At 64.1% G+C, this 23,580-nt stretch carries 27 protein-coding genes; 7 read left to right on the forward strand and 20 right to left on the reverse strand.

Annotation, left to right across the window (positions count from 1 at the left end):
- The first annotated feature begins 14 nt into the window (after positions 1 to 14).
- Positions 15 to 518 (forward strand): DUF1993 domain-containing protein, encoded by a 504-nt coding sequence (locus JNE37_RS16565; RefSeq protein WP_035029040.1) that lies wholly within the window; start codon positions 15 to 17, stop codon positions 516 to 518.
- Between the two features lie 246 nt (positions 519 to 764).
- Positions 765 to 1,382: a 30S ribosomal protein S4 gene (gene rpsD / locus JNE37_RS16570; RefSeq protein WP_035029043.1), complete on the forward strand. Its 618-nt coding sequence runs from the start codon at positions 765 to 767 to the stop codon at positions 1,380 to 1,382.
- Positions 1,383 to 1,463: 81 nt separating this feature from the next.
- On the opposite strand, the gene JNE37_RS16575 is transcribed toward rpsD, so the two are convergent.
- Positions 1,464 to 2,807 carry a peptide transporter gene (locus JNE37_RS16575; RefSeq protein ID WP_035029046.1) on the reverse strand — a complete coding sequence of 448 codons (1,344 nt, stop codon included), beginning with the start codon at positions 2,805 to 2,807 and terminating at the stop codon, positions 1,464 to 1,466.
- A 160-nt stretch (positions 2,808 to 2,967) separates the two neighbouring features.
- Between JNE37_RS16575 and ttcA the strand changes: the two genes are divergently transcribed.
- Both ttcA and JNE37_RS16585 read left to right on the forward strand, forming a co-directional pair.
- Complete coding sequence (gene ttcA / locus JNE37_RS16580) at positions 2,968 to 3,822, forward strand: tRNA 2-thiocytidine(32) synthetase TtcA (protein WP_203066414.1); 855 nt, start codon at positions 2,968 to 2,970, stop codon at positions 3,820 to 3,822.
- Positions 3,819 to 4,634 (forward strand): inositol monophosphatase family protein, encoded by an 816-nt coding sequence (locus JNE37_RS16585; protein WP_203063903.1) that lies wholly within the window; start codon positions 3,819 to 3,821, stop codon positions 4,632 to 4,634. Before ttcA ends, JNE37_RS16585 begins: the two co-directional genes overlap by 4 nt.
- On the opposite strand, the gene JNE37_RS16590 is transcribed toward JNE37_RS16585, so the two are convergent.
- The 7 genes from JNE37_RS16590 to JNE37_RS16620 all read right to left on the reverse strand — a co-directional run bounded on the left by JNE37_RS16590 (position 4,635) and on the right by JNE37_RS16620 (position 9,635).
- Entirely contained in the window at positions 4,635 to 5,864 is a 1,230-nt protein-coding gene (locus JNE37_RS16590; protein WP_203066415.1) for a multidrug effflux MFS transporter, read from the reverse strand. It lies immediately after the preceding gene.
- Positions 5,865 to 5,988: 124 nt separating this feature from the next.
- Positions 5,989 to 7,230 (reverse strand): MFS transporter, encoded by a 1,242-nt coding sequence (locus tag JNE37_RS16595; protein ID WP_246513333.1) that lies wholly within the window; start codon positions 7,228 to 7,230, stop codon positions 5,989 to 5,991.
- Between the two features lie 165 nt (positions 7,231 to 7,395).
- Complete coding sequence (gene grxD / locus JNE37_RS16600; protein WP_035029055.1) at positions 7,396 to 7,740, reverse strand: Grx4 family monothiol glutaredoxin; 345 nt, start codon at positions 7,738 to 7,740, stop codon at positions 7,396 to 7,398.
- A 122-nt stretch (positions 7,741 to 7,862) separates the two neighbouring features.
- Positions 7,863 to 8,441 (reverse strand): DUF3885 domain-containing protein, encoded by a 579-nt coding sequence (locus JNE37_RS16605; protein WP_425511498.1) that lies wholly within the window; start codon positions 8,439 to 8,441, stop codon positions 7,863 to 7,865.
- Positions 8,438 to 9,076, reverse strand: coding sequence for an HAD family hydrolase (locus JNE37_RS16610; RefSeq protein WP_203063905.1), 639 nt, complete (start codon positions 9,074 to 9,076; stop codon positions 8,438 to 8,440). Before JNE37_RS16610 ends, JNE37_RS16605 begins: the two co-directional genes overlap by 4 nt.
- Positions 9,073 to 9,402 carry a DUF6665 family protein gene (locus tag JNE37_RS16615; protein ID WP_182400011.1) on the reverse strand — a complete coding sequence of 110 codons (330 nt, stop codon included), beginning with the start codon at positions 9,400 to 9,402 and terminating at the stop codon, positions 9,073 to 9,075. The genes JNE37_RS16610 and JNE37_RS16615 overlap by 4 nt, the downstream gene beginning before the upstream one ends.
- Positions 9,402 to 9,635, reverse strand: a complete 234-nt coding sequence (locus tag JNE37_RS16620) for a BolA family protein (RefSeq protein ID WP_035029061.1) — start codon at positions 9,633 to 9,635, stop codon at positions 9,402 to 9,404. Before JNE37_RS16620 ends, JNE37_RS16615 begins: the two co-directional genes overlap by 1 nt.
- Before the next feature lie 215 nt (positions 9,636 to 9,850).
- On the opposite strand from JNE37_RS16620, the gene JNE37_RS16625 reads away from it, so the two are divergent.
- Positions 9,851 to 10,300 (forward strand): ester cyclase, encoded by a 450-nt coding sequence (locus JNE37_RS16625; RefSeq protein WP_052152020.1) that lies wholly within the window; start codon positions 9,851 to 9,853, stop codon positions 10,298 to 10,300.
- Between the two features lie 117 nt (positions 10,301 to 10,417).
- Here the strand turns inward: JNE37_RS16625 and JNE37_RS16630 are convergent, their stop codons facing one another.
- From JNE37_RS16630 to purC, 8 genes are all read right to left on the reverse strand, one after another.
- On the reverse strand, positions 10,418 to 11,200 hold the full coding sequence (locus JNE37_RS16630; RefSeq protein ID WP_246513335.1) for an IS110 family RNA-guided transposase: 783 nt from the start codon (positions 11,198 to 11,200) through the stop codon (positions 10,418 to 10,420).
- Between the two features lie 357 nt (positions 11,201 to 11,557).
- Positions 11,558 to 12,514, reverse strand: a complete 957-nt coding sequence (locus JNE37_RS16635; RefSeq protein WP_203063909.1) for a LysR family transcriptional regulator — start codon at positions 12,512 to 12,514, stop codon at positions 11,558 to 11,560.
- Positions 12,515 to 12,525: 11 nt separating this feature from the next.
- Positions 12,526 to 14,757, reverse strand: coding sequence for a phosphoribosylformylglycinamidine synthase subunit PurL (purL, locus tag JNE37_RS16640; RefSeq protein ID WP_203063910.1), 2,232 nt, complete (start codon positions 14,755 to 14,757; stop codon positions 12,526 to 12,528).
- Positions 14,754 to 15,398: a Pr6Pr family membrane protein gene (locus JNE37_RS16645; RefSeq protein WP_203063911.1), complete on the reverse strand. Its 645-nt coding sequence runs from the start codon at positions 15,396 to 15,398 to the stop codon at positions 14,754 to 14,756. The genes purL and JNE37_RS16645 overlap by 4 nt, the downstream gene beginning before the upstream one ends.
- The gene (gene purQ, locus JNE37_RS16650; protein WP_035029069.1) at positions 15,398 to 16,066 is read right to left on the reverse strand and encodes a phosphoribosylformylglycinamidine synthase subunit PurQ; all 669 of its coding nucleotides are present in this window, start codon (positions 16,064 to 16,066) and stop codon (positions 15,398 to 15,400) included. Before purQ ends, JNE37_RS16645 begins: the two co-directional genes overlap by 1 nt.
- A gap of 247 nt (positions 16,067 to 16,313) precedes the next feature.
- Complete coding sequence (locus tag JNE37_RS16655) at positions 16,314 to 17,399, reverse strand: acyltransferase family protein (RefSeq protein ID WP_203063912.1); 1,086 nt, start codon at positions 17,397 to 17,399, stop codon at positions 16,314 to 16,316.
- A 274-nt stretch (positions 17,400 to 17,673) separates the two neighbouring features.
- Entirely contained in the window at positions 17,674 to 17,916 is a 243-nt protein-coding gene (purS, locus tag JNE37_RS16660) for a phosphoribosylformylglycinamidine synthase subunit PurS (RefSeq protein ID WP_035088981.1), read from the reverse strand.
- Between the two features lie 27 nt (positions 17,917 to 17,943).
- Positions 17,944 to 18,708, reverse strand: a complete 765-nt coding sequence (gene purC, locus JNE37_RS16665) for a phosphoribosylaminoimidazolesuccinocarboxamide synthase (protein WP_035029078.1) — start codon at positions 18,706 to 18,708, stop codon at positions 17,944 to 17,946.
- A gap of 194 nt (positions 18,709 to 18,902) precedes the next feature.
- On the opposite strand from purC, the gene JNE37_RS16670 reads away from it, so the two are divergent.
- Positions 18,903 to 19,226, forward strand: coding sequence for a DUF1476 domain-containing protein (locus JNE37_RS16670; RefSeq protein ID WP_035029081.1), 324 nt, complete (start codon positions 18,903 to 18,905; stop codon positions 19,224 to 19,226).
- 56 nt (positions 19,227 to 19,282) lie between these two features.
- On the opposite strand, the gene JNE37_RS16675 is transcribed toward JNE37_RS16670, so the two are convergent.
- From JNE37_RS16675 to rpe, 4 genes are all read right to left on the reverse strand, one after another.
- Positions 19,283 to 19,837 carry an RBBP9/YdeN family alpha/beta hydrolase gene (locus tag JNE37_RS16675; RefSeq protein ID WP_203063913.1) on the reverse strand — a complete coding sequence of 185 codons (555 nt, stop codon included), beginning with the start codon at positions 19,835 to 19,837 and terminating at the stop codon, positions 19,283 to 19,285.
- Positions 19,834 to 20,247, reverse strand: a complete 414-nt coding sequence (locus JNE37_RS16680) for a GNAT family N-acetyltransferase (RefSeq protein ID WP_203063914.1) — start codon at positions 20,245 to 20,247, stop codon at positions 19,834 to 19,836. The genes JNE37_RS16675 and JNE37_RS16680 overlap by 4 nt, the downstream gene beginning before the upstream one ends.
- Before the next feature lie 184 nt (positions 20,248 to 20,431).
- Positions 20,432 to 21,745 (reverse strand): adenylosuccinate lyase, encoded by a 1,314-nt coding sequence (gene purB, locus JNE37_RS16685; protein WP_203063915.1) that lies wholly within the window; start codon positions 21,743 to 21,745, stop codon positions 20,432 to 20,434.
- Between the two features lie 36 nt (positions 21,746 to 21,781).
- Positions 21,782 to 22,462, reverse strand: coding sequence for a ribulose-phosphate 3-epimerase (rpe, locus tag JNE37_RS16690; RefSeq protein ID WP_246513337.1), 681 nt, complete (start codon positions 22,460 to 22,462; stop codon positions 21,782 to 21,784).
- A gap of 310 nt (positions 22,463 to 22,772) precedes the next feature.
- On the opposite strand from rpe, the gene JNE37_RS16695 reads away from it, so the two are divergent.
- Positions 22,773 to 23,510 (forward strand): cytochrome c biogenesis CcdA family protein, encoded by a 738-nt coding sequence (locus JNE37_RS16695; RefSeq protein ID WP_035029096.1) that lies wholly within the window; start codon positions 22,773 to 22,775, stop codon positions 23,508 to 23,510.
- The last annotated feature ends 70 nt before the right edge of the window (positions 23,511 to 23,580 follow it).

Consider the following 23,580-nt stretch of genomic DNA (forward strand, 5'->3'; position numbering starts at 1 on the left):
GCAAGGGTGCAAACATGACTTTGTCGATCTATCGCGCTTCGGTTCCTCTCTACATTCGCGGCTTCAGCCAGCTCGCGGGCATCATGGACAAGGCGGAGGCCAATGCGGCCGCCCGCAAGATCGACCTCTCGGTCCTCGTCAATTCGCGCCTGGCGCCCGACATGTATCCCTTCTCCGGTCAGATCCAGCGCGCCAGCGACACCGCGAAGGGCACCATCGCGCGCCTCGCCGGCGTCGAGATTCCGAGCTTTCCGGACGACGAAGTGACCTTCGAGGACCTTCGGGGCCGCATCGCCAAGACCGTGGATTTCATCAAGAGCGTGCCGGAAAGCGCGTTCGATGGCGCTGATACGCGCGAAATCACCCTCAAGCTGCGCGACCGCGACATGACGCTGAGCGGGGCCGACTACCTCCTCGACCGCCAGCTCCCGAACTTCTACTTCCACATCACCACGGCCTACGCGATCCTGCGCCACAACGGCGTGGACATCGGCAAGCGCGACTATCTCGGCGTCTAAGTGCCATGGGGAGGTTCGCCCCCCCATCATTTTTCTGCCCTTGGGGAACGAGCGGTATCAGGCTGCGGACCCCGGCGCGGCTTGACATAATTCCCCCACCGCTCTATCACGCGCGCACCTGTTGAGCCCTTCGGGGTAACAGGCGCACCCGGGATTCCTCTTTTGCGAGGGTCTGTCGGCTTCAGGGCGCAAGCTCTGGAGCAAAGGAGGGCGCGGTCCAATCTCTTCGTTAACAAAGGACACGCGATGACGAAGCGCCATTCAGTCAAGTACAAGATCGACCGCCGTTTAGGCGAAAACCTGTGGGGCCGCCCGAAGTCCCCGCTCAATGACCGTGCTTATGGCCCCGGCCAGCACGGCCAGCGTCGCAAGGGCAAGGCTTCGGACTACGGTCTGCAGCTGCGCGCCAAGCAGAAGCTCAAGGGCTATTACGGTTCGATCACCGAGAAGTCGTTCAAGCGTCTCTACCAGGAAGCCTCCCGCGTTAAGGGTGACACTGGCGAGAACCTGATCGGCCTGCTCGAAAGCCGCCTGGACGCGATCATCTACCGCGCCAAGTTCGTTCCGACCGTGTTCGCTGCTCGCCAGTTCGTGAGCCACGGCCACGTGCTCGTCAACGGCAAGCGCGTCACGATCCCGTCCTACCAGGTCAAGGCCGGCGACAAGGTCGAGCTCCGGGAGCGTTCCCGCCAGCTTGCGATCGTTCTCGAGGCCACGCAGCTCGCCGAGCGTGACGTGCCCGATTACATCGAAGTCGACCACAACAAGATGTCGGCCACCTATGTGCGCATTCCGGCTCTCGCCGACGTGCCGTACCCGGTCCAGATGGAACCGAACCTGGTCGTGGAATTCTACTCGCGCTAATCGCGCGCAGCAGAGACTGAATATGAAAGGGCCGCTCCTCGGAGCGGCCCTTTTGCTTTTCGGGTGGTGAGGTGATGGCCCTTAGGCCACCACCTGCTCCGGTTCGCGTATGGCTTCCTGGTCAGCCGGGATGAAGCTCTCGAAGAGGCGCAGGCGCATGAATACCGATTGCAGCTCCACGATGGTCGTCCACGCACGTGCGAAGAACTGGAAGGACGAGGACACCTGGCTGAATGCGAGCTGCACCTGCTGGTAGAGACCGAGTGTCAGCGTACCCGCGAGGATGGACGGTGAGAGCGCCAGGAGAGGCACGTAGCCGACGAGGTTGAGGTACCCGTAACGAGCCAGGTTGAAGTAGGTGTAGTGGAAATAGAGACGGAAGTAGTTCTTCTGCACGTTGGCGAAGAGCTCCTTGGTCGTCAGCGGTTCCGCGCGCGTGGCGTTATCCTCGCCGAAGACGAGTTCCTTGCGGTAGGCCGCCTCCACGCGCTGGTTGGCGAAGTTGAGGCCCGGCAGCTTGACGCCGACGATGGCCAGCAGAACCGTACCAAGCGCCGCGGCGATCAATGCTACCCACACCAGGCTGCCCGGCACGGGGCCGAGGATCGGCAGTTCCGTAATGTTCTGGGAGAGCGTCCAGAGCAGGGGCAGGAAGACCACCAGCGTGATGAGCGAGGAGAAGAAGCTCGTGCCGAGGTCCTCGACGATCGAGGCGAAGCGCATCGTGTCTTCCTGCACGCGCTGGGCCGCGCCTTCGATGGTGCGGATCGATTGCCAGTACTGCATGTAGTAGGCGTTCATCGCCTTGCGCCAGCGGAACACGTAGTGCGAGGTGAAGAAGTTCAGGAGAACCAGCACGAGAATGTTGGGCAGGATCACCGCGAACATGATGAAGACCTGGCCATAGAAATCAGCCGGGGCGACCGAGCGTGGCTTGCTCAGGGCCTGTTGCACCATGTTGAAGAAGGTGCCCGACCAGTCGTTGACGAAGGCATCGACCTGCACGTTGAAATAGATCACCAGCAGGATGCCGGTCGTGCCGACGACGGACCACCAGTACCACTCGTTGCGCTTGTAGAAGAACCAGAAGAGGCAGAACAGGAACGCCGTCAGGAGCACGAACTCGTAGAGCCAGATGCGGTCGCCGTTGAGGAAATTGGTATCTTCGGCAACGCAATTCGGCTGGGCTGTATCCGGGCTTGCCGCTGCCGCAGCCGCGGGCGCCGCTTCGGTAGGCACCGGCCGTGCTCCGCTGGGAGGCTCGGGCGCCGCGTTGGCGCAGACGGTCGGGGTGACGAGGTGATCGATACTGATCACCGATCGGACGTTCTCGCCGACGGTAAACCAGACGAGCACGGAAAAAAGCAGCCAGGCTACGGCCGACAGAAAGAATATCTTGGGAACTGGAAAGAACGAGCGGAACACGGGGTTCTCCGAGGGTATTGGCGCCGCCATCCTACTTGCGGTGGCGTTGCTTACACAACATGTCAGCGATCTGGGCGCCAATACGGCAAGGAGAAGCTCTTTTCCTCTGATGCCGTAAGCGTTACAGGTCTGCGGCACGGAGCCTGCCGCCATGAACGAGATGATCCTTACTGCCCCTGAACCCGCCGAGGCCGACGATGCCGCCTCGACGCATCCTATGTTCCGGGAGGTCGAGTCGACCGTCGAGTTCAACAAGCTGCGCAAGCGCCTGATCCGGCTGACGCGCGAGGCGATCGACAAGTTCGGCATGGTGCGGCCCGGTACACGCTGGCTGGTGGCGCTGTCGGGCGGCAAGGATTCCTACGGGCTCCTGGCCCTACTGCTCGATCTCAAGTGGCGCGGACTGCTGCCGGTGGAGCTCCTGGCCTGCAATCTCGACCAGGGCCAGCCGAACTTCCCCAAGCACATCCTGCCCGAATACCTCGCCAAGCTCGGCGTGCCGCATCGCATCGAGTATCAGGACACCTATTCGATCGTCACCGACAAGCTGCCGGTCGGGGCGACCTATTGCTCGCTCTGCTCGCGCCTGCGCCGTGGCCACCTCTATCGCATCGCGCGCGAGGAGGGGTGTTCGGCGCTGGTCCTCGGCCATCACCGCGAGGATAGCCTCGAGACCTTCTTCATGAACCTCTTCCATGGCGGCAAGCTCGCCGCCATGCCGGGCAAGCTCCTCAACGATGAGGGCGATGTCGAAGTGCTGCGCCCGCTCATCTATTGCGCCGAGCCGGATCTGGCCCGCTTCGCCGAGGTGATGCAGTTCCCCATCATCCCGTGCGATCTCTGCGGCAGCCAGGATGGCCTGCAGCGCAATGCGATGAAGGCGATGCTCGACACCATGGAAAAGCAGATGCCGGGCCGCAAGGACGTGATGATCCGGGCGCTGGGCAACGTCAATGCCAGCCACCTTCTCGATCCGCGCCTCTTCGATTTCGCCGCGCTCGGAGGCCGGCAATGATCGACATCGAGGAACTCGCCCGCATCCTGCGCGACGCCGCCCAGCGCGAAATCCTGCCGCGCTTCCGGCATCTCGAACCCGATCAGATCCGCCGCAAGAGTGAAGCCATCGACCTTGTCACCGAGGCCGATGAGGAAACCGAGCGCTGGATCAAGGCGCAGGTCGCCGAGCTGGCGCCCAGGGCGCTGTTCGTGGGTGAGGAATCGGTTGCGGCCGATCCCGGTCTCCTCGGCAAGCTCGCCGAAGCCGATCTCGCCATCGTGGTCGATCCCGTCGACGGCACCGCCAACTTCGCTGCCGGCCTGCCGCTCTTTGCGGTGATGGCGGCCGTTGTCTCGGGCGGAGAGACCGTCGGCGGCATCATCTACGATCCGATGGGCGATGACTGGATGCTGGCCGAAAAGGGCGGCGGCACCTGGCGGGTGCGGCCGGACGGACAGCGTACGCGCCTGCATTTCGCCGAGCCCAAGCCGTTGGCGCAGATGGTCGGCGTTGCGTCCGTGGCCTTCATGCCTGCCGAGAAGCGCCCGGAAATCCTGGCCAATCTCGCCAAGGCGCGGCTCTTTGCCAATTACCGCTGCGCAGGCCACGAATACCGCACGCTGGTATCGGGCTTTGCCGATTTCGCCTTCTACAGCAAGCTCATGCCCTGGGATCACCTGGCGGGCGTGCTGCTGGCGCAGGAGGCTGGCGGCTACGCGGCCCGGCTCGACGGCTCGCCCTACCTGCCGCATCACGTCGATGGCGGTCTCATCGTGGCCGCCGACCGCAGCACCTGGGAGGTGCTGCGGCGCGAGGTGTGCACCCTCTAGTCAGTGCGCTTCATGGTGCGAGAAGTCGGTGTGCGAGTATTCCGCGCCGACGCCGAAAAGCTTTCCCCGCTCGGCGATAAGCACGCAGACGAGCGCCAGCGCGCCCATGGTGAAATAGCCGGTCGCCACCGGCGTCACCGTGCCGTTGAATTGCTGGCCCACGAACGAGCCGATGGCCGCTCCGCCCACCGTCTGCAGGAAGCCGAAGACCGATGAGGCGGTGCCAGCGACGGCGCCGAGCGGCTCCATCGAGAGCGAGTTCATGTTGGAGCCGGCCCAGCCGAACATGAACATCACCATGGTCAGCAGCACGAAGAACAGCCAGAAGGGCATCGGCCCGAAGAGGCTGATCACCAGCCAGATGCCGGCCAGGGTCGTGTAGACCAGCAGCGCGAAATGCGAGATGCGGCGCATGCCGAAGCGCGAGACGATCCGCGAGTTGAGGAACGAGGAGATCGACATGAAGCTCGCCATCACCGCGAAAGCGATGGGGAAGTAGGGGCCGAACCCGTAGATATCGACGAAGATCTGCTGGCTGGTCGAGATGAAGCCGAAGAGCGCGCCGAAAGTCAGCATGCCCGCTGCGCCATACATCAGCGCGACGCGGTTGGTGAAGACGATGCGGAACCCGTCAAAGACCGAGCCGATGGTCAGCGGACGGCGGTTGCCGATGGCGAGGGTCTCGGGCAGGTAGAAATAGCTTATGAGGCAGATCACCGTGCCCAGCACCGCCATGAAGATGAAGATCGCCTCCCATGGCGCCGTCAGCAGGATGAGCTGCCCGATGCCCGGCGCCACGATCGGGATGATCATGAACACCATGAAGACCAGCGACATCACTTCGGCCATGGCCCGGCCCGAATAGCGGTCGCGCACGATCGAGGTCGCGATGACGCGGGTCGAGGCCGCGCCGACGCCCTGGATGGCGCGGATGACGAGCAGCATGACGAAATTGGGCGCGAAGGCCGCGCCGATGGCTGCAAGCACGTAGATCGTGAGGCCGACGAAGATCGGCGCGCGCCGCCCGAAGCGATCGGAGAGCGGGCCATAGGCAAGCTGGGCGATACCGAAGCCGACCATATAGGCCGAGATCACGAACTGCCGTTCGTTCTCGCTGGTGATGCCGAGGGCTTCGCCCATATAGGGCAGGGCGGGCAGCATCACGTCGATCGCCAGCGCGTTGAGCGCCATCAATGAAGCAATAAGAGCAATGAAAACGGGGCGGGACACGTCCCGCGCCGCGTACGAAGTCGTCGTCATGAGGTGTCTCAAAAAAATCAGGGCCGGAAACGGCCCCACGCAAAGGAGGCCGTGACCATGAACCCGAAGGCGGGCTTTTTCAACCCGTTGCGGACTATTCCGCAGGTTGCGGGGCAGGACCGCGGAAGAGCGGCGCTGCCATTTCGCGGATCGGCAGGTGCACCGCGGCCGAGGCGAGGCCAAGCAGCACGCCTAGGTACCAGACGAGATTGTAGGAGCCCGTGACGTCGAACACGTAGCCGCCCAGCCACACGCCGACGAACGAGCCGATCTGGTGCGAGAGGAACGCGATGCCATAGAGCATGCCCATGTAGCGCGCGCCGAAGAACACCGTGACCAGCCCGGCGGTCGGTGGCACCGTGGAGAGCCAGAGAAGGCCCATGGCGCCCGCGAACACATAGGCCGTGACCTCGGTCACCGGGAACAGCATGAAGAGCGCTATGGCCACTGCGCGGGCGAGATAGATCGAGGCCAGCAGGATCTGCTTGGGCATGCGCCCGCCCAGATATCCGGAGAGCAGCGAGCCAGCGATGTTGAAGAGCCCGATCACCGCGATCGACCAGCTTCCCACTTCCGGCGTCAGCCCGCATTGCACGAGGAAGGCCGGCATGTGGACGTTGATGAAGGCCAGGTGGAAGCCGCAGACGAAGAAGCCGATCACCAGCAGCCGGTAGGACTTGAACGTCCAGGCCTTCTGGAGCGCCGTGAAGAAGGGCAGGTCGGCCTGTCCGGGCGCCGCCTCGGTGCGGCCGCGCAGGGCTGCCGAGAGCGGCACGACGAGCAGCAGGATCATGCCCAGGTAGACGAGCGCGGTCTGCCAGCCGAAGGCGTTGATGAAACCCTGGCCGATCGGGGCGAAGATGAACTGTCCGAACGAAGAGGCGGCGGTGGCGATGCCGAAGATGAAGCTGCGCTTTTCGGGCGGCACCGAGCGGCCGAAGGCCTGCATGACCACGCTGAACGAACAGATGGCGATGCCCACGCCCGTAATGATGCCTGCCGTGAGGTTGAGCATCATCGAGCTTTGCGAATAGGCCATCAGCACCACGCCCAGCGCATAGATGACCGCGCCTGCGGCCACCGTGCGGGCGGTGCCGTAACGGTCGGCGAAGGCGCCGGCGAAAGGCTGGGTGATGCCCCAGGCCAGGTTCTGGATGGCCATGGCCATGCCATAAGCCTCGCGGCTCATGCCGAGATCGGCCGTCATGGGCAGGGTAAAGAGCCCGAAGCTCGTGCGCACGCCGTTGCCGATGGCGGCAACGATGCAACCGGCGACGATGACGACGATCAGCGGAACCGCGGCGCTGCGGACGGTCGGCGAGGCGATAGAAGACACGATTGGCGCTTCCGGCAGGGATTGGGACAGGACTCATAGCCCCGGTCGTCCATCACGCAAAGCGCATTCCGCTGATGGGACCGATCAGCTTCGGTGATGAATGCCGGGCAAATGAAAACGCCACGCTTGCGGCGTGGCGTTCGAATTTCTGTCGGCTGGGAGCGATCAGGCGCTCTGCTTGACCGTGATGCCGTTCTGCTCGAAGTGAGCCTGCAGCTCGCCGTTCTGGAACATCTCGCGCACGATGTCGGCGCCGCCGATGAACTCGCCCTTGACGTAGAGCTGGGGAATGGTCGGCCAGTTGGTATAGGCCTTGACGCCTTCGCGCAGGTCCTGGTCGGCCAGTACGTTGGCGCTCTGATAATCGACGCCGAGGTAGTTCAGGATCTGCACGACCTGGCCGGAAAAGCCGCATTGCGGGAAATCGGGCGTGCCCTTCATGAACAGGAACACGTCGTTGGTCTTCACCGCGTTGTCGATGAATGCGTTGATGTCGTTGGTTTCGGACATGAGGAAGCGCCTTTCATTGTCCGGATCAAGGGCCGGACATGGTTGAGCCCTAAATAGTGCGGTTAGGCACCCGTGTCGAGAGCATCATCGGCATCGGACGATGACCTTTTCGAGACGAGCGGCTAGAGCCCGGAAGGTTCGGACGAGCGCCACGCCCTATACCGGTCCCAAAGAAGGGCTGCACGTCCCGGCGAGTTCACGATCAGATCGCAACCCCCATCGTAAGGCGCGAAGACTTCCCCAGTCTTTTGAGAGGCGACAAGCAGCGTTCCCTCCAGTCCTTCCGCCACCTGCTCCATCAGCGCAATAGTCTCCTGAAACGCCCATGGCGCGGCTTGTCCGAAGAGCCACCACTCATCGCCGTCGTGCGAGAACTGCCCCAGGGGCGACAGCGTCGAATAATCAAGCGACGGATGGTAGCGGCCGCGAGCATTAGGGGAGGTCGTGGTGCCGCAGAGCATCCAGCATTCCTCACCCTCTAAGAGCACCTCCGCCGCAAGTGTGCGATAGCGCATCAGAACCGTGTCCATTTCTGCCGGCGTCTTTGCGTATCGGACTGAATTCGGCAGCGAATGGGCTCGAAACCAGCGGTCCGGGAGAGCTGTCCGCAAGACATGTGGGAGCGGGGCGAGAGGGCCGAAGTGCCTGTCCCAAAATGTCCGAAACTCTCCGGAAAAAGCGTTCTCAGGAGACGATTTCACGTGCGCTCACCGTGCCGAGTGCGTTCGCCAACCCAGGGATGCCCGGTGCAATCGGTGATGTGGTTGAACAGCACGCTTTCCCAGCCGTATTTGTTGCCCGCTTCGATCACGCGCTCGGAATCGTCGAAGAACAGCGGGGGCTCGGCCTGTGGACCGAGATAGTCCTCGACGCGACGGAAGAATTCGCGGTCAGGCTTCATGGCGCCGAGGCGGGCGGCGTAGAACATGTCATCGAACAGGTGGCTGAGCTTGAGCTCGTTCCAGAGATAGGACGCACGCAGGTGTTCCTGGTTGGTGGCCAGGTACAGCCGAGCGCCGCCGGCGCGCAGCCGCTTGATGACCTCGAGCAGTTGCCGGTTGAGCTGGCTGTCTCGTGCGAGCCAGTAGCCGATGAAATCCATCGTCGAGCCCTTGTAGCCCACAGACGGCAGGAAAGCGTCGAGGGCGTTCACGAACGAGCGCTTGCCCATGATGACCTGATCGAAATCGGCGCCGAAGAATTGCTGGAAGCGGGCAGGGTCGACGCCCATGTCTTCAAGCAGGTGCGTATCCCAGAACCGCCTTGCGCCCTCGTTCGGATGGAAGCGGCTGTGGACCAGCACGCCGTCGACATCGAAGAGAACGGCACGGCTCATCGGGGCTTCCTTGTCGGTTGCATTGCGCCAAGCCCCAGAAGGACTTGCGGGGGAATTCTCAAATCCTGAATCACGTCCTGATGGCGGCGGAAACCGCAGAGTTCGCGTTGGACGAAGTATTCCCACACCGCCTTGCGGGCGGCGGCGAGTGGCTCGGCGCGCGCGTCTTCAGGCGCAGCTTCGAGGGCAGCGATGGCCTTGGCCACGCGCTGTTCCGCAGTGCCGAGCGAGGACGCCCGCTCGGCCATGATTTCGTTCTGCAGGGCCGCGGTTCCCGCCTCGGGGCGGACGGCCCGGATGAGGTCGAGGGAATCGCGCAGCGACATCAGTCGGGCACGCCCGTGGTCAGCGCCAGCGCATGAAGCTGGCCGCCCATTTCGGTGCCGATGGCCTTGTAGACGAGCTGGTGCTGCTGCACGCGGGTCTTGCCGCGGAAGGCCTCGGAAACGACGGTAGCGGCCCAATGGTCACCATCGCCCGCCAAATCCTGAATCTCGATCCGCGCATCGGGCAGCGCCTCCCGAATACGGCGTTCGATCTCGTTTGCTTGCATGGGCATGGCGCTGGCTCCGTCTGTAGTCCGCACGAGATATGAGCGTTGGAGGGGCAGGCGTCAACCGGAGGGCGGTGATGGTGGGGCGGTGTCTGGGGTACCCTAGACACAACCCCTGCAATTTTGCAGACCCCCACCGCAAACTCGCTGATTGAGCCGCATCCCACCCAGCCCTACCAACCACTCCCGAACGCGCCACCGGCGCCAGTCAGGAGAATGCAATGACCATCGAAAACAACCAGGCGACCGTAAAAGCCTACGTCGCCGCCATGAATGCCGGCGATTTCGAGGCCCTCCGCCGCCTCTTTGCCGCCGATGCCCGGATCGAGGGCGTAACCGGATCGGCTTCGGTCGACGAAGCCGTGATCGTCTGGCGCGCCCTCCATGGCAGCCTCAACATGAACCTCAAGATCGAGGCCATGGCCTGCGAGAACGACACAATCGTCGTCCGCTTCCTCGAAAGCGGCCGCTGGACCGCGCCGTTCCTCGGCATGACCGAACCCACCGGCAAGAGTTTCGAGCTGGTGGCGATCGAATGGTTCGAACTCACCGACGGCCTCATCCACCGCCGCTGGGGCGTCCGCGACGCCGCCTCGCAAGCCCGGCAGGTCGGCTTCCCCCACGCCGTCGGCCCGGCGAAACCGGCCGTGGGGATCAAGGTCGTCGCGTAAGGGCAGGGTGGCGATTGCCTGGACACAGCCGGCAATCTCCACGAACCTCCGCCCAATTTCCCCCTAACCTTACCCCCTCCACAGCGCCTCCCCGGGCGAAGACCCGGCAACTGTAATTCAGGTTGCGAAGCGTGTTCGGGTTTTCATGATGGCGTTGATGGTGACGAGGAGCTTTCTGGCGAGGGCGACGAGGGCGGGCTTGGGTGGTTTTCCGGCCTGGCGCAGGCGGTGGTAGAAAGCGTTGAGAGGCGATTGTGTTCGCAAGGATGCGACGGCGGCCATGTAAAGGGCCTGGCGGACGCGGCGGCGGCCACCGCGGATGGAGCGCTGTCCGCGCCGTAGGCCGCTATCGTTGTTGAGCGGGGCCAACCCGGCCAGGGTGGCGATCTGCTTGCCCGAGCGTCGGCCCAGTTCGGGCATCAGGGCGGCCAGGACAGAGGCGGTGACCGGGCCGATGCCGGGCACCGAGCGGATCAGGGCCTGGTCCTGTGCCAGGGCGGCATCGCTGCCGATCTGGTTCTGGATTTCGACCTCGATGGCGGCGATGGCCTGGTTGAGGCCGGCCATGTGCCGGTCCAGGTCGGCGCCGATGAAGGAATCGGTTATCTCGATCCGGCGCTGCTTTTCCTGGGTGCGCATGGCCACCAACTGGTCGCGGCGGCGGCTGAGCAGGCCGAGCCGCTCGCGTCCGGCCTCGGGCAGCGGGTCGGCCACGAGGCGCAGGGCCCGGCCCATTTCGGCAAGCATGGCCGCATCGAGCGCATCGGTCTTGGCGAGCCGGCCGCTGGCCCGCGCAAAGTCACGGGCCCGCTGCGGATTGACCCGGACATGGCCGATCCCGGCCAGCGCCAGTCCGGCGCGCAAGCTCTTGTCGTAAACCCCGCTCGCCTCCAGCACCACGAGAGTGCCTCCCGCTCCAGCGTGGCGGCGAATGCGGCGATGGCGTCCATGGTGTTGGCGATCCGCTGCACGCCCTCCCCGCCGGAAGAGGCGATATCCAGCCAGGCTTTCGAAACGTCGATTCCAATCCAGGTCGGTGATAGGGTCATGGGCCTGTCCCTGTGATCCGAGGTCCGTCTCGAGCGGCCTCGCGCAACTGTTCAGGTGTTTGTCAAAGCGGGCGGGGACCCGTGCCGGCTCTCGGTCTTTAAACCTGGGGCCCAACGGTCTCCCGCCCGCACCCAATATGACACAGCACAATTACACAGGGGCCCACGGATTGCGCCACTCGAGTGGCGCGGTGCAATAGGCCCCGGGTCAAGTCCGGGGAAGCACCGTGGTTGGGGAAGGCTTGGTGAGCGATTCTACCGCGCCGGTCGGAGCGGTGCCCGCGAATGCAGTTCCATCGACCCTGCCGCGCAACGTCGCGAAGTGGGCGGTGAAGGCATCAAGGAAAGCGCGGATATGGGGCGTAGCGCGCTGGGTCTCGTGATAGAGCAGCCAGATATCGGAGCGCCATTCCTGGCCGAGGCATCGGACCAGCGTGTCATCGGTCGCCATGAAGGGCAGCGGGCCGATGCCCGCGCCCGACTTCACCGCTGCGATAAGGTTGGGCACCGAGTTGCAGCGCATGGCGATCCGAGCGCCGGCAGCGTGCGCGACGAGCCAGTTGAGCGGCGCCAGCGTCGCCAGGTCGCCGCCGCCGCCGATTATGGCGTGCCCGGCCAGGTCACTTCCGGGCACGCCATGCCGATCGACGTAGCTCCGTGCAGCAAACACGCCCCAGACGCTTTCGCCCAGATGCTTCCGGATCAGGCTGGGTTCGCCCGGATTGGAGCCGACACGGATGGCGACGTCGACCTCGTTGCGTTGCAGGTCGAGCCGCTTGTCGCCGGCAATCAGCTCGACGGTCAGGCCCGGATGTGTTGCGGAGAGTTGAGAGATGAGCGGAGCCAGAATTGCCGTGGCGACGAGTTCGGTGGTGGTCACCCGAACCGTGCCCGAAATCTGGCGCCGCCATGAGGCCGCGCTATCCGCGATGTGGGTGGCATCGGCTTCCACTGCCTCGGCCATGGCCACAAGCTCCTGGCCGCGCACCGTCAGGCGATAGCCGCCAGGGCGCCGTTCGAAAAGCTGGATGCCGAGCGCCTCTTCGAGCGCTTCCGCTCTTCGGGCCACGGTAGTCTGGTTGACGCCGAGCGCCCTGGCGGCGCCCAGTGTCGAGCCGGAGCGGGCGATGGCGAGCAGGAATTTGAGGTCGTTCCAGTCGTACATCGCCGCGCGGTTCAGAGTTCGCCGGCCATGTAGCTGGGGAACCAGCCCTCAAAAGCCTTCTTCAAGTCCTTTACCGGCACGCCGCGCGCAGAGCCGAGCTTGAGCTTGGTGCCCCCGGTAGTGCCGATCCATGGCGCGAAGATACCGGCTTCGCGGATTTCGGACATGAAACGCGAGAATTCCTCGATGTCGGGGATGTCCTTGATAGTGACGACGTAGCGGCCCTGGTCCTCGCCGAAGAAAAGCGGAATCGGGTGCTGGCCTTCGAGCTTCTTGATGGTGGCGCCGATGCCCGAGGCGATGGCCATTTCCGCCAGAGCAATGCCCAGGCCGCCATCGGAGACGTCATGCACGGCGGTGGCCTTGCCGGTGCGGATGAGGTTGCGCACGAAGTCGCCGACGCGGCGCTCATGGGCGAGGTCGACCGTGGGGGCGGGGCCGTCGCGGCGATCGTGGAGGTCGCGCAGGTAGATGGATTGACCAAGATGCGTGCCCCAGAGCGCCGGTGCGCCGAAGAGCAGGATCATGTCGCCTTCGCCGGCAAAGCCGATGCGGGCCATCTTGTCCCAATCGGGAAGCAGGCCGACGCCGCCGATGGTCGGGGTCGGCAGAATGCCCTTGCCGTTGGTCTCGTTGTAGAGCGAGACGTTGCCGGAGACGATCGGGAAGTCGAGGGCGCGGCAGGCCTCGCCGATGCCCTCGATGGCCTTGACGAGCTGGCCCATGATTTCGGGGCGCTCGGGATTGCCGAAATTGAGGTTGTCGGTGGCGGCCAGCGGATCGGCGCCGGTAGCGGTCAGGTTGCGCCAGGCTTCGGCCACGGCCTGCTTGCCGCCTTCGTAGGGGTCGGCCTCGCAATAGCGGGGCGTGACGTCCGAGGTGAAGGCGAGGGCCTTCTTCTCGGCGCCTTCGACGCGGATGACGCCGGCATCGCCGCCGGGGCGCTGCAGCGAGTTGCCCTGGATGAGGGTATCGTATTGCTCGTAGACCCAGCGGCGCGAGGAGAGAGCCGGCGAGCCGATGAGCTTAAGGAGCGCGTCCGCCACGTCATAAGCCGGGATGTCATCGGCGGCGAGCGGGGCGGGAGTCTTGGGCTCGATCCAGGGACGATCGTATTCCGGTGCCTCGTCGCCAAGGTCCTTGATTGGCAGGTTCGCGACTTCGCGGCCCTGCCATTTCACGCGGAAGCGCAGGTCGTTGGTGGTGATGCCGACGGTGGCGAAATCGAGTTCCCACTTCTCGAAGACGGCGCGGGCTTCGGCTTCCTTTTCGGGATGCAGAACCATGAGCATGCGCTCCTGGCTTTCCGAGAGCATCATCTCGTAGGGCGTCATGTTCTCTTCGCGCACCGGCACCTTGTCGAGGTCCAGTTCGATGCCGAGGTCACCCTTGGCGCCCATTTCGACGGCCGAGCAGGTAAGACCGGCGGCGCCCATGTCCTGGATGGCGATGACGGCGCCGGTGGCCATGAGCTCAAGGCAGGCTTCGAGCAGGCGCTTTTCGGTGAAGGGGTCGCCTACCTGCACGGTCGGGCGCTTTTCCTCAATGTCGTCGCCGAATTCGGCGGAAGCCATGGTGGCGCCGCCGACGCCGTCGCGGCCGGTCTTGGCGCCCAGGTAGACGACGGGCAGGCCGACGCCTTCGGCCTTGGAGTAGAAAATCTTGTCGGTATCGGCGAGGCCGGCGGCAAAGGCGTTGACGAGATTGTTGCCGTTGTAGCGCTCATCGAACTCGACTTCGCCGCCGACGGTCGGCACGCCGAAAGCGTTGCCGTAGCCGCCGACGCCGGCCACGACGCCGGAGACGAGGTGGCGGGTCTTTTCATGGTCGGGCGCGCCGAAGCGCAGGGCGTTCATGGCGGCGACCGGGCGCGCGCCCATGGTGAAGACGTCGCGCAGGATGCCGCCCACGCCTGTCGCCGCGCCCTGATAGGGCTCGATATAGGACGGGTGGTTGTGGGATTCCATCTTGAAGACCACGGCCTGGCCGTCGCCGATGTCAACGACGCCGGCGTTCTCGCCCGGGCCCTGGATGACGTTGGGGCCGCTGGTCGGCAACGTACGCAGCCACTTCTTGGAGGACTTGTACGAGCAATGCTCGTTCCACATGGCCGAGAAGATGCCGAGCTCGGTGTAGGTGGGCTGGCGGCCGATGAGCTTGACGATCTTGTCGAACTCGTCGGTTTTCAAACCGTGGTCCGCGATGAGCTGCGGGGTGATGACGACGTAGTTCTGGAAGGTCATTCGGAGGTCCGGATGGTCGAGGAACGGGCAAGGTAGCGGTCAGCGGCGAGGGCGCAGGCGAAGAAGATGGCCAGCACGACGGCGACGATGACGATGTTGACGAGGACCTGGGGGTAGCCCAGTTCGGTCACGTTGAAGACGGGGTAGGGGTATTGCGCGACCACCGCGCCGCGCAGGAGCACCCAGACGATGTAGATCAGCGAGGGGACGAGCATCAGCGGCACGTCGCGCCAGGCGAGCTTGCCGTGGTCGGCGAAGATCCACCACCAGATGATGTAGAAGATCGGCGTCACGTAGTGGAGGATGGTGTCGGCCACCCATGCCACGCCTTCCGGCGACCAGAGGCTGGCGAGCAGCGCGTGGTAGAACAGCATGACGAGGAGAATGGCGCCGGCCATCATGCCGCGCGTGCGGGCGCTACGGAACCAGCCGAGCCAGCGGGCCTTGGTGAGGTCCGATAGGTAGATCAGCACCAGCGTGAGGTTGGTGAGGATCGTGTAGTAGGTGAAGAAGGTGATCAGCGCATCCGCGAGGTTTCTTCCTGCCGAAAGGGAGGCAGGGATGGAAATCGCGAACTGCAGGACCAGTCCGACCGCGCCGATCAGGAAACCGACCAGGGTCAGGACGCGCTGGGGGTTCATCAAGCGACCTGCCGCACCAGCCCTTCGAAGAGACCACGGCCATCGATGCCGCCATGGGCGCTTTCGATGAGGTTTTCCGGGTGGGGCATCAGGCCCAGCACGGTCTTGTCGGCATTGAAGATGCCGGCGATGTCGTTGAGCGAACCGTTGGGATTGGTGCCCTCGGCATAGCGGAACGCCACCTGGCCGTTGCCCTCAATGCTTTTCAGCGTCTCGGCATCGGCAAAGTAATTGCCGTCATGGTGCGCGACGGGGCAGCGGATGATCTGGCCCTGCGCGTAGCCCTGCGTGAACGCGGTCTGGTTGTTGGCGACCTGCAGCTTCACTTCGCGGCAGACGAAGCGGAGCGAGGCGTTGCGGAGGAGGGCGCCGGGCAGCAGGCCGGCTTCGGTGAGGATCTGGAAGCCGTTGCAGACCCCGAGGACGCGCACGCCCCTGGCCGAGGCCTCGCGCACGGCATTCATGATCGGGGAACGGGCGGCGATGGCGCCTGTGCGCAGGTAGTCGCCGTAGGAGAAGCCACCGGGGAGCACGATCAGGTCGACATCCGGAATCTCGCTGTCGTGATGCCAGACGACGGCCGGGGCCTCGCCTGAAATCTTGGTCAGCGCCGCGATCATGTCGCGGTCGCGATTGGAGCCGGGAAACACGATGACTGCTGACTTCATCGGGTGGCCTCGCAATATGTGGGGTGTGCGAGGCCCTAATGCGGACTCTTTGCCCAAAAGGCAAGGGGAGAGTGCGAGATTCAGGTGGGTGAAGCGCAGGAGTTCGCGGCTCCCCCCTCCCAGCCTCCCCCGCAAGGAGGGAGGTGCTGACCGTGGGCGTGGGACGCTCAGCGCACCAGCAACTGGATCGAAACACCTCCCCCTTGCGAGGGAGGCTGGGAGGGGGGTGAGCCCCACCCCGATCCAACTACTCCGCCGGAGCCTGCTGCGCCGTCTTCACATAGCTCCTCGACCCCGGCGTGCCCGGAATATGCGCCCAGGCCGGCCGCTCGAAGAGGAACTTGCCCCAGCCCGTAAACTGGATCGCTGCATAGAGCACCAGCGGTGCCGTCAGAGCGACAAGCATCACGATGATCGAGAGCACGCTCGTGCTTTCGATGATGCCCAGCTTCATCAGGATCACCCGGGTCATGGCCATCGGGATCGAAAACGAGAGGTAGACCACGATCGAGTGCGCGCCCAGCCAGCGCAGCCAGTTCATGAACGGCAGCTTGGAGATGAGCCCGGCCGTCACGCAGAGCGTGATCGAGCCGCTGACCGCCAGGATCAGGTGCAGGCCCGGCAACTCGGCCAGCCCCATCACCATGTGCTTGGGCTGCACTTCATAGCCCGGCGAGAAGACCAGGGCCGCGTCGATCAGCCCCCAGGCGATGACGCCGAGGATGGCGAGCAGCGTATGGTCCAGCGCCCAGTCCACGACCTTGAAGATCGTCGGTGCGAAGGCATAGCCGACATAGAAATAGACGAAGTACTCGGCGAACTGGTCGATGATGTAGGAGCCGGTAACGACCGGGGCCATCTGCAGGATGGCCGCCGCGCCGATGACGATGATGCGGGGCACCTTGGCGTCGTGCAGCAGCTTGGTCGAGGCCGCGAAGACCGCCAGCATGTAGATGAACCACAGTACGCCATAAGGCTCGATAATGGCCCAGGCCATGTAGCTTGCGGCCGTCACCGGATCGCCAGTGCCCAGCGCCACCTTGAAGAGGATCTGGAGGAACGCCCAGAGGAAGTAGAAATAGAAATAGTGCACCACGCGCCGGTCGGCGTAGCGCTTCCAGTCGCGGTCGATGACCTGGGAGAGGAAGAGGCCCGAGATCAGGAAGAATTCGGGCATGCGGAAGGGGGTGGCGAAGCCGATGATCCAGTGGAGGATGCCCGTGCCGCCGGTTTCCTCGCCCACGCCATAGGCCGAATGCATCATCACCACGAGGACGATGGAAATCCCCTTGGCCGTATCGACCCAGGAAAGACGATTGGATTGCCCAGACATGCCGCTGCCCCCAGTATGGATGCGGGCAAAATAGCGCTGCGGCGAGCGTTTAGCTCGCGCAAGCTGCGGACGTGCTTAAGGGAAATGCTTAATCGGTAAAATGCTGCCGAGTTCCGCTTACAGCGGAACCGGTACCGATGCGTAAGCGGCAAACAGCAGGCCGAGTACGAGGAAGAAGAGTGCCGAAAGAGACAGGGTCTTGATCATGTGCGGAGGTTCCTGCGCCACACTGGGGCGCACCGTTCCAAATGCTGCTGAAAAAGTTGGGAAACCGTTAATCGAGGAGTTCGACGGCGTAGTTTTCGATCACAGTATTGGCAAGGAGCTTCTCGCACATGTCGTTGAGAAGCCCCTTGGCCTTGTCCGGATCGCTTTCGGCCAGGTTCACGTCGAAGACCTTGCCCTGCCGCACGCCGTTGATGCCCTCGAAGCCGAGGGAATTGAGCGAGCCGACGATGGCCTGACCCTGGGGATCGAGGACGCCGGACTTGAGGGTGACGGTAACGCGGGCTTTCATCGGTGATCCGTTTTGGACGATTGCTGCTTACTGCACGAGTCTCGGGCCGGTGGCCAGAGCGTTGTCGGTCTCGGTCAGGATGCCGAGGCGCTGGGCAACTTCGCGGTAGGCATCGACCAGGCCGCCGAGGTCCTCGCGGAAGCGGTCCTTGTCGAGCTTGTTGCGGGTCTTGATGTCCCACAGGCGGCAATTGTCCGGCGAAATCTCGTCGGCGAGGACGATCCGCATGAGGTCGCCCTCATAGAGGCGTCCGCACTCGATCTTGAAATCGACGAGCTGGATGCCGACGCCCATGAAGAGGCCGGTGAGGAAGTCGTTGACGCGGATGGCGAGAGCCATGATGTCGTCGAGTTCCTGCGGGGTGGCCCAGCCGAAGGCGGTCACGTGCTCTTCGGAGACCATCGGGTCACCGAGTGCGTCGTCCTTGTAATAGAACTCGATGATCGAGCGGGGGAGCTGGGTGCCCGGCTCGAGGCCGAGGCGCTTGACCAGCGAGCCGGCGGCGACGTTGCGCACCACGACTTCGAGCGGAATGATCTCGACTTCCTTGATCAGCTGCTCGCGCATGTTGATGCGGCGGATGAAGTGGGTCGGGATGCCGAGGGTGTTCAACCGCGAGAAGATGAACTCGGAGATGCGGTTGTTGAGGACGCCCTTGCCGTCGATCACTTCGTGCTTGGCGCCGTTGCCGGCGGTGGCGTCGTCCTTGAAATACTGAACGAGCGTACCCGGCTCGGGACCCTCATAGAGAATCTTGGCCTTGCCCTCATAGATCCTGCGCCGACGGTTCATGGCAGACTGTCCGTTCGTCAATCAAGGTTGCGGGAATTGGAGTGGGCGCTTCATGCGCCGAATTGGGCGGAAATTGCAAGCGCTTTTCCAGAACCCCAGGGAAAGTGCGGCATCTCGACAGGGGCGGACGTTGAATTGGGGCCGCCAAGCCATTATGTTCCCAATCAGTTTTTCGCCAGACGGGAGAGCCGCAATTGGCCAGTTTCGACGATCGTGAAAAAGGCTATGAAGCCAAATTCGCACACGACGCCACGCTCCGCTTCAAGGCCGAGGCTCGCCGCAACAAGCTTCTGGGCATCTGGGCCGCCGAGCTCATGGGGCTCGATGCCGACGCGGCCAAGTCCTACGCCGCCGAAGTGGTGGCCGCCGATTTCGAGGAAGCGGGCGATGAAGACGTCTTCCGCAAGGTCGCCGGCGACATCAAGGCCAAGGGCCTCACGGTGGGCGAGGACGTGATTCGTCAGAAGATGGCCCAACTGGTCCACGTCGCCCGCGAACAGGTCGCCTCCGAAGGCTGATCGACCGGTCGCATGAAGTTAGGAATGGCGAGGAGCGATCCTCGCCATTTTTGTTTTCAGCTCCGCAGGCGCTGCATCAGGCGGGTGAACATCAGGAGGCCTTCGGGCCACGGGCCGTGGCCCGAAGCGACGTTGATGTGGCCGGAGGGGCCGGCGTCGTGGAAGTCGGAGGCCCAGCAGGTGGCGAATTCGACGGCGCGTTCGAGCGAGCAATAGGGATCGTCGCTCGACGCCACCAGCATCGAGGGGAAGGGGAGCGGATCGCGCGGCACGTCCTTGAACGGGGCGGTGGCCTTGGGTGCGGCGGGATTGTCGAGATCGGGCGGCGCGACGAGGAAGGCGCCGCGGACCTTGGTGTCCTTGAGGCGCTGCGCGGTGTGGACGACGGCCGGGACGCCCAGCGAATGGGCGATGAGGATCACCGGGCGCGTGGCCATGATGATGGAGCGCTCGATGGTCGACACCCAGTCTTCGAGTTTGGGGTGCTCCCAGTCCTGCTGTTCGATCACCCGGCCGGTCGAGAAGCGGCTGCCCCAGCGGCGCTGCCAGTGCTCGGGGCCGGAATCGCCCAGGCCCGGAACGATCAGGATGTCGGCTTCGGCAATTCTCATGAGCGATCGGTCCTTGGGCGCAGGAAGGCAGCCATGGGTTGGGTCATGCCGATGGCGCGATAGAAACCTTCGGCGTCGGGCTTGGCGAGCAGGGTGATGGCGACGCGCGGGCCGAGGATTTCAGCGGCCTTGTCCATCAGCGCCTTGCCGATCCCCTTGCCCTGCTGGCCTTCCACCACGGCAAGATCGGCGCAATAGCACACCCAATGCCAGTCGGTCATGCCGCGAAAGATGCCGAGGAGCGAGCCGTCCTCATCGCGCGCAGTGACGATGATGGGGGAATTGTCGAGGATCTGCTGGACGCGGACGGGGTTGCCGAGTGGGCGCGCCGGGCCGAGGGTCGTGCGGCCGACGCAGGCGATGTAGTCGGCGGCGGTGAGGGTCTGCTCCTGGGCGTAGGTGATGGGCATGGGAGGCTCCGATGCAGGGCAGGGTGGTGGGCAATAACCGGGACGGGGTTTGTGGCTCACCCCCTCCCTAGCCCTCCCCACAAGGGGGAGGGTGGGGTTTGTTGCCCGATCTCTCCACGCTCACCCACCCTCCCCCTTGTGGGGAGGGCTAGGGAGGGGGAAGGCCCAAAACTCCGGCCTACTTCTACCCGAACACCCGCTCAAAAATCGTATCGACGTGCTTCAAATGATAAAAGTCATCGAACATCGCGTCGATCTCACCGGCCGAAAGCTTCGCCGAAACTTCCGGGTCCGCCTTCAGCAGCGCCGCGAACTGGCCGGCACGATCGCCGCGCATCTGCCAGACCTGCATGGCGTTGCGCTGCACGGCGGCATAAGCATCCTCGCGGCTCAAGCCGGCCTGGGTCAGCGCCAGCAGCACGCGCTGCGAGTTGTGCAGCCCACCCAGCAGGTCGAGGTTGCGCTTCATGTTCTCGGGATAGACAAGCAGCTTGTCGATGACGCCGGTCAGGCGCACCAGGGCGAAATCGAGCGTCACCGTGGCGTCCGGGCCGATCATGCGCTCGACCGAGGAATGCGAGATGTCGCGCTCGTGCCAGAGGGCGACGTTTTCGAGCGCCGGGGTCACCATGCCGCGCACAAGGCGGGCGAGGCCGGTGAGGTTTTCGGTCAGCACCGGGTTGCGCTTGTGCGGCATAGCCGACGAGCCCTTCTGGCCCGGCGAGAAATACTCCTCGGCTTCGAGCACTTCGGTGCGCTGCAGGTGGCGGATTTCGGTGGCGACGCGCTCGACCGAAGAGGCGATGACACCGAGCGTGGCGAAGAACATCGCATGCCGGTCGCGCGGGATGACCTGCGTCGAAACCGGCTCGACGGCGAGGCCAAGCTGCTCGGCCACATAGGCCTCAACGGAAGGGTCGATATTGGCGAAGGTGCCGATGGCGCCCGAAATGGCCGCGACGGCGATTTCCTTGCGGGCATTGACCAGCCGCTCGCGATTGCGGCTGAACTCGGCATAGGCCTCGGCCAGCTTGACGCCGAACGTCGTCGGCTCGGCATGGATGCCGTGGCTGCGCCCGATGGTGATGGTGTATTTGTGCTCCCGGGCCCGGCGCTCGATGGCGGCGAGCAGCGCATCGATATCGGCCAGCAGGAGGTCGGAGGCGCGGGCGAGCTGCACCGAGAGGGTGGTGTCGAGCACGTCGGACGAGGTCATGCCCTGGTGCACGAAGCGGGCTTCCGGCCCGACGATCTCGGCCAGGTGCGTCAGGAACGCGATGACGTCGTGCTTGGTGGTGCGCTCGATCTCGTCGATCCGCTCCACGTCGAACTCGGCGGCATTGCCCTTTTCCCAGATAATCCTGGCCGCTTCCTCCGGCACCACGCCGAGCTTGGCGAGGGCGGTGGTGGCATGCGCTTCGATCTCGAACCAGATGCGGAACTTGGTCTCGGGGGACCAGATCGACGTCATGTCTTGGCGGGAATAGCGCGGGATCATGGGCTTGGGCTCTCGGCTTGAGAAATTGAGTCCGGATCAGGCCGTAACGGTCTGAGCAGAATTGCGGATTGCGGCGATGCGGGCCGCATAAGTGGCAGGATCGTTGCCGTGATAGACGGAACTGCCGGCCACGAACACATTGGCGCCGGCGCGGGCGATTTCCCCCGCATTGTCGGCGGTGACGCCGCCGTCGATCTCGAGGTCGATATCGCGACCACCGATCAGCGCCTTGGCCTGGCGCAGCTTGACGAGGGCTTCGGGAATGAAGCTTTGGCCGCCGAAGCCGGGGTTGACGCTCATGATCAGCAGCAGGTCGATATTGTCGATCACCAGTTCCAGCGCCGACACGGGCGTGGCCGGGTTGACGACGACCCCAGCCTTCTTGCCCTCGGCCTTGATGGCCTGGAGCGTGCGGTGGAGATGCGGGCCGGCTTCCGCATGCACGGTGATGATATCGGCGCCCGCCTTGGCGAAGGCCTGGATATAGGGATCGACCGGCGCGATCATCAGGTGCACGTCGAAAGGTTTTGTCGTGACCTTGCGGATCGCGGAGATGACTACCGGGCCGAAGCTGATATTGGGCACGAAGTGGCCGTCCATCACATCGATATGGATGTAGTCGGCCCCCGCCTGGTCTATCGCCTTCACCTCGTCGCCCAGCCGTGAGAAATCGGCCGAGAGAATCGAGGGAGCGATCTTGATGGGTCGGCTGGTCACGTCGCGGCCTCCAAGCATCGAGCGGGTAAGTAGGCATTTACTTACTTACGTTGCAGGCTGCTTACCCCCAGCCCGCCCCACCCACAAGAGGGCGGGAGGATATTGTCCCTGCGGCATCCTCGTTCACCACCGGGGAACGCGCCAGCACGTCTCCTCCCCCCTTGCGGGGGAGGGATAGGGTGGGGGGAGGCCGAAGGCGCAATGCATGGTGCGTGTCACCTGCCGCGCCGTTCACAAGCAGGCGAGCGGCATAAGGTCCGGTTGCATATCGCCTTTGCTCGGCTACAAGAGCGGGCGAAGTGGAGTGACCATGTTCGGATTTTCCTTGCCGGTGGTGTTCGGAGCGGGCGTGCTGAGCTTTCTCAGCCCCTGCGTTTTGCCCCTGGTGCCGCCCTATCTCACCTATATGAGCGGGGCGAGCTTCGACCAGATGCGCGATGCGGGCAAGGATTCGCGCGCGCTCTACCTGCGCACCGTGGTCACGGCGCTGTTCTTCATCGCCGGCTTCGCGGTGGTGTTCGTCACCCTCGGGGCCACGGCCACCGCCTTCGGCCAGGCCTTCCGGCAGGCGCTGCCGATCCTCACTCCGATCGCGGGCATTCTGATCATCGCGATGGGCCTGCATTTCCTCGGCATCTACCGCATCGGCATTCTCGATCGCCAGATTCGCCATAACGGTCCGGGCGCGGCCAGCGGTCCGCTGGGCGGGTTCATGCTGGGCCTCGCCTTCGCCATCGGCTGGACCCCGTGCATCGGCCCGGTCCTCGCCGCCATCCTCAGCGTCGCCGCCAGCCAGTCGACGGCTTACGAGGGCGCTGCGCTCCTTGCCGTCTATTCGCTCGGTCTCGGCGTGCCGTTCCTCCTCGCGGGCATTGCCGTCGGGCCGTTCCTCACCTTCTTCGACACGTTCAAGAAGCATCTGGGCACGGTGGAGAAGGTCATGGGCGGCCTGCTGGTCGTCACCGGCGTGCTCTTCCTCACCGGCAATTTCACGCGTTTGTCGTATTGGTTCCTCGAAACTTTCCCGGTGCTGAGCCAGTTCGGCTGAGGTTAACCCTTTTGCGCGAAAGCATTCCCCCTCGACGGCTGATCACGGCATTGTCAGTTGTCAGCCGAGA

The organism is Paradevosia shaoguanensis (assembly GCF_016801025.1).
Lineage (GTDB): Bacteria > Pseudomonadota > Alphaproteobacteria > Rhizobiales > Devosiaceae > Paradevosia > Paradevosia shaoguanensis.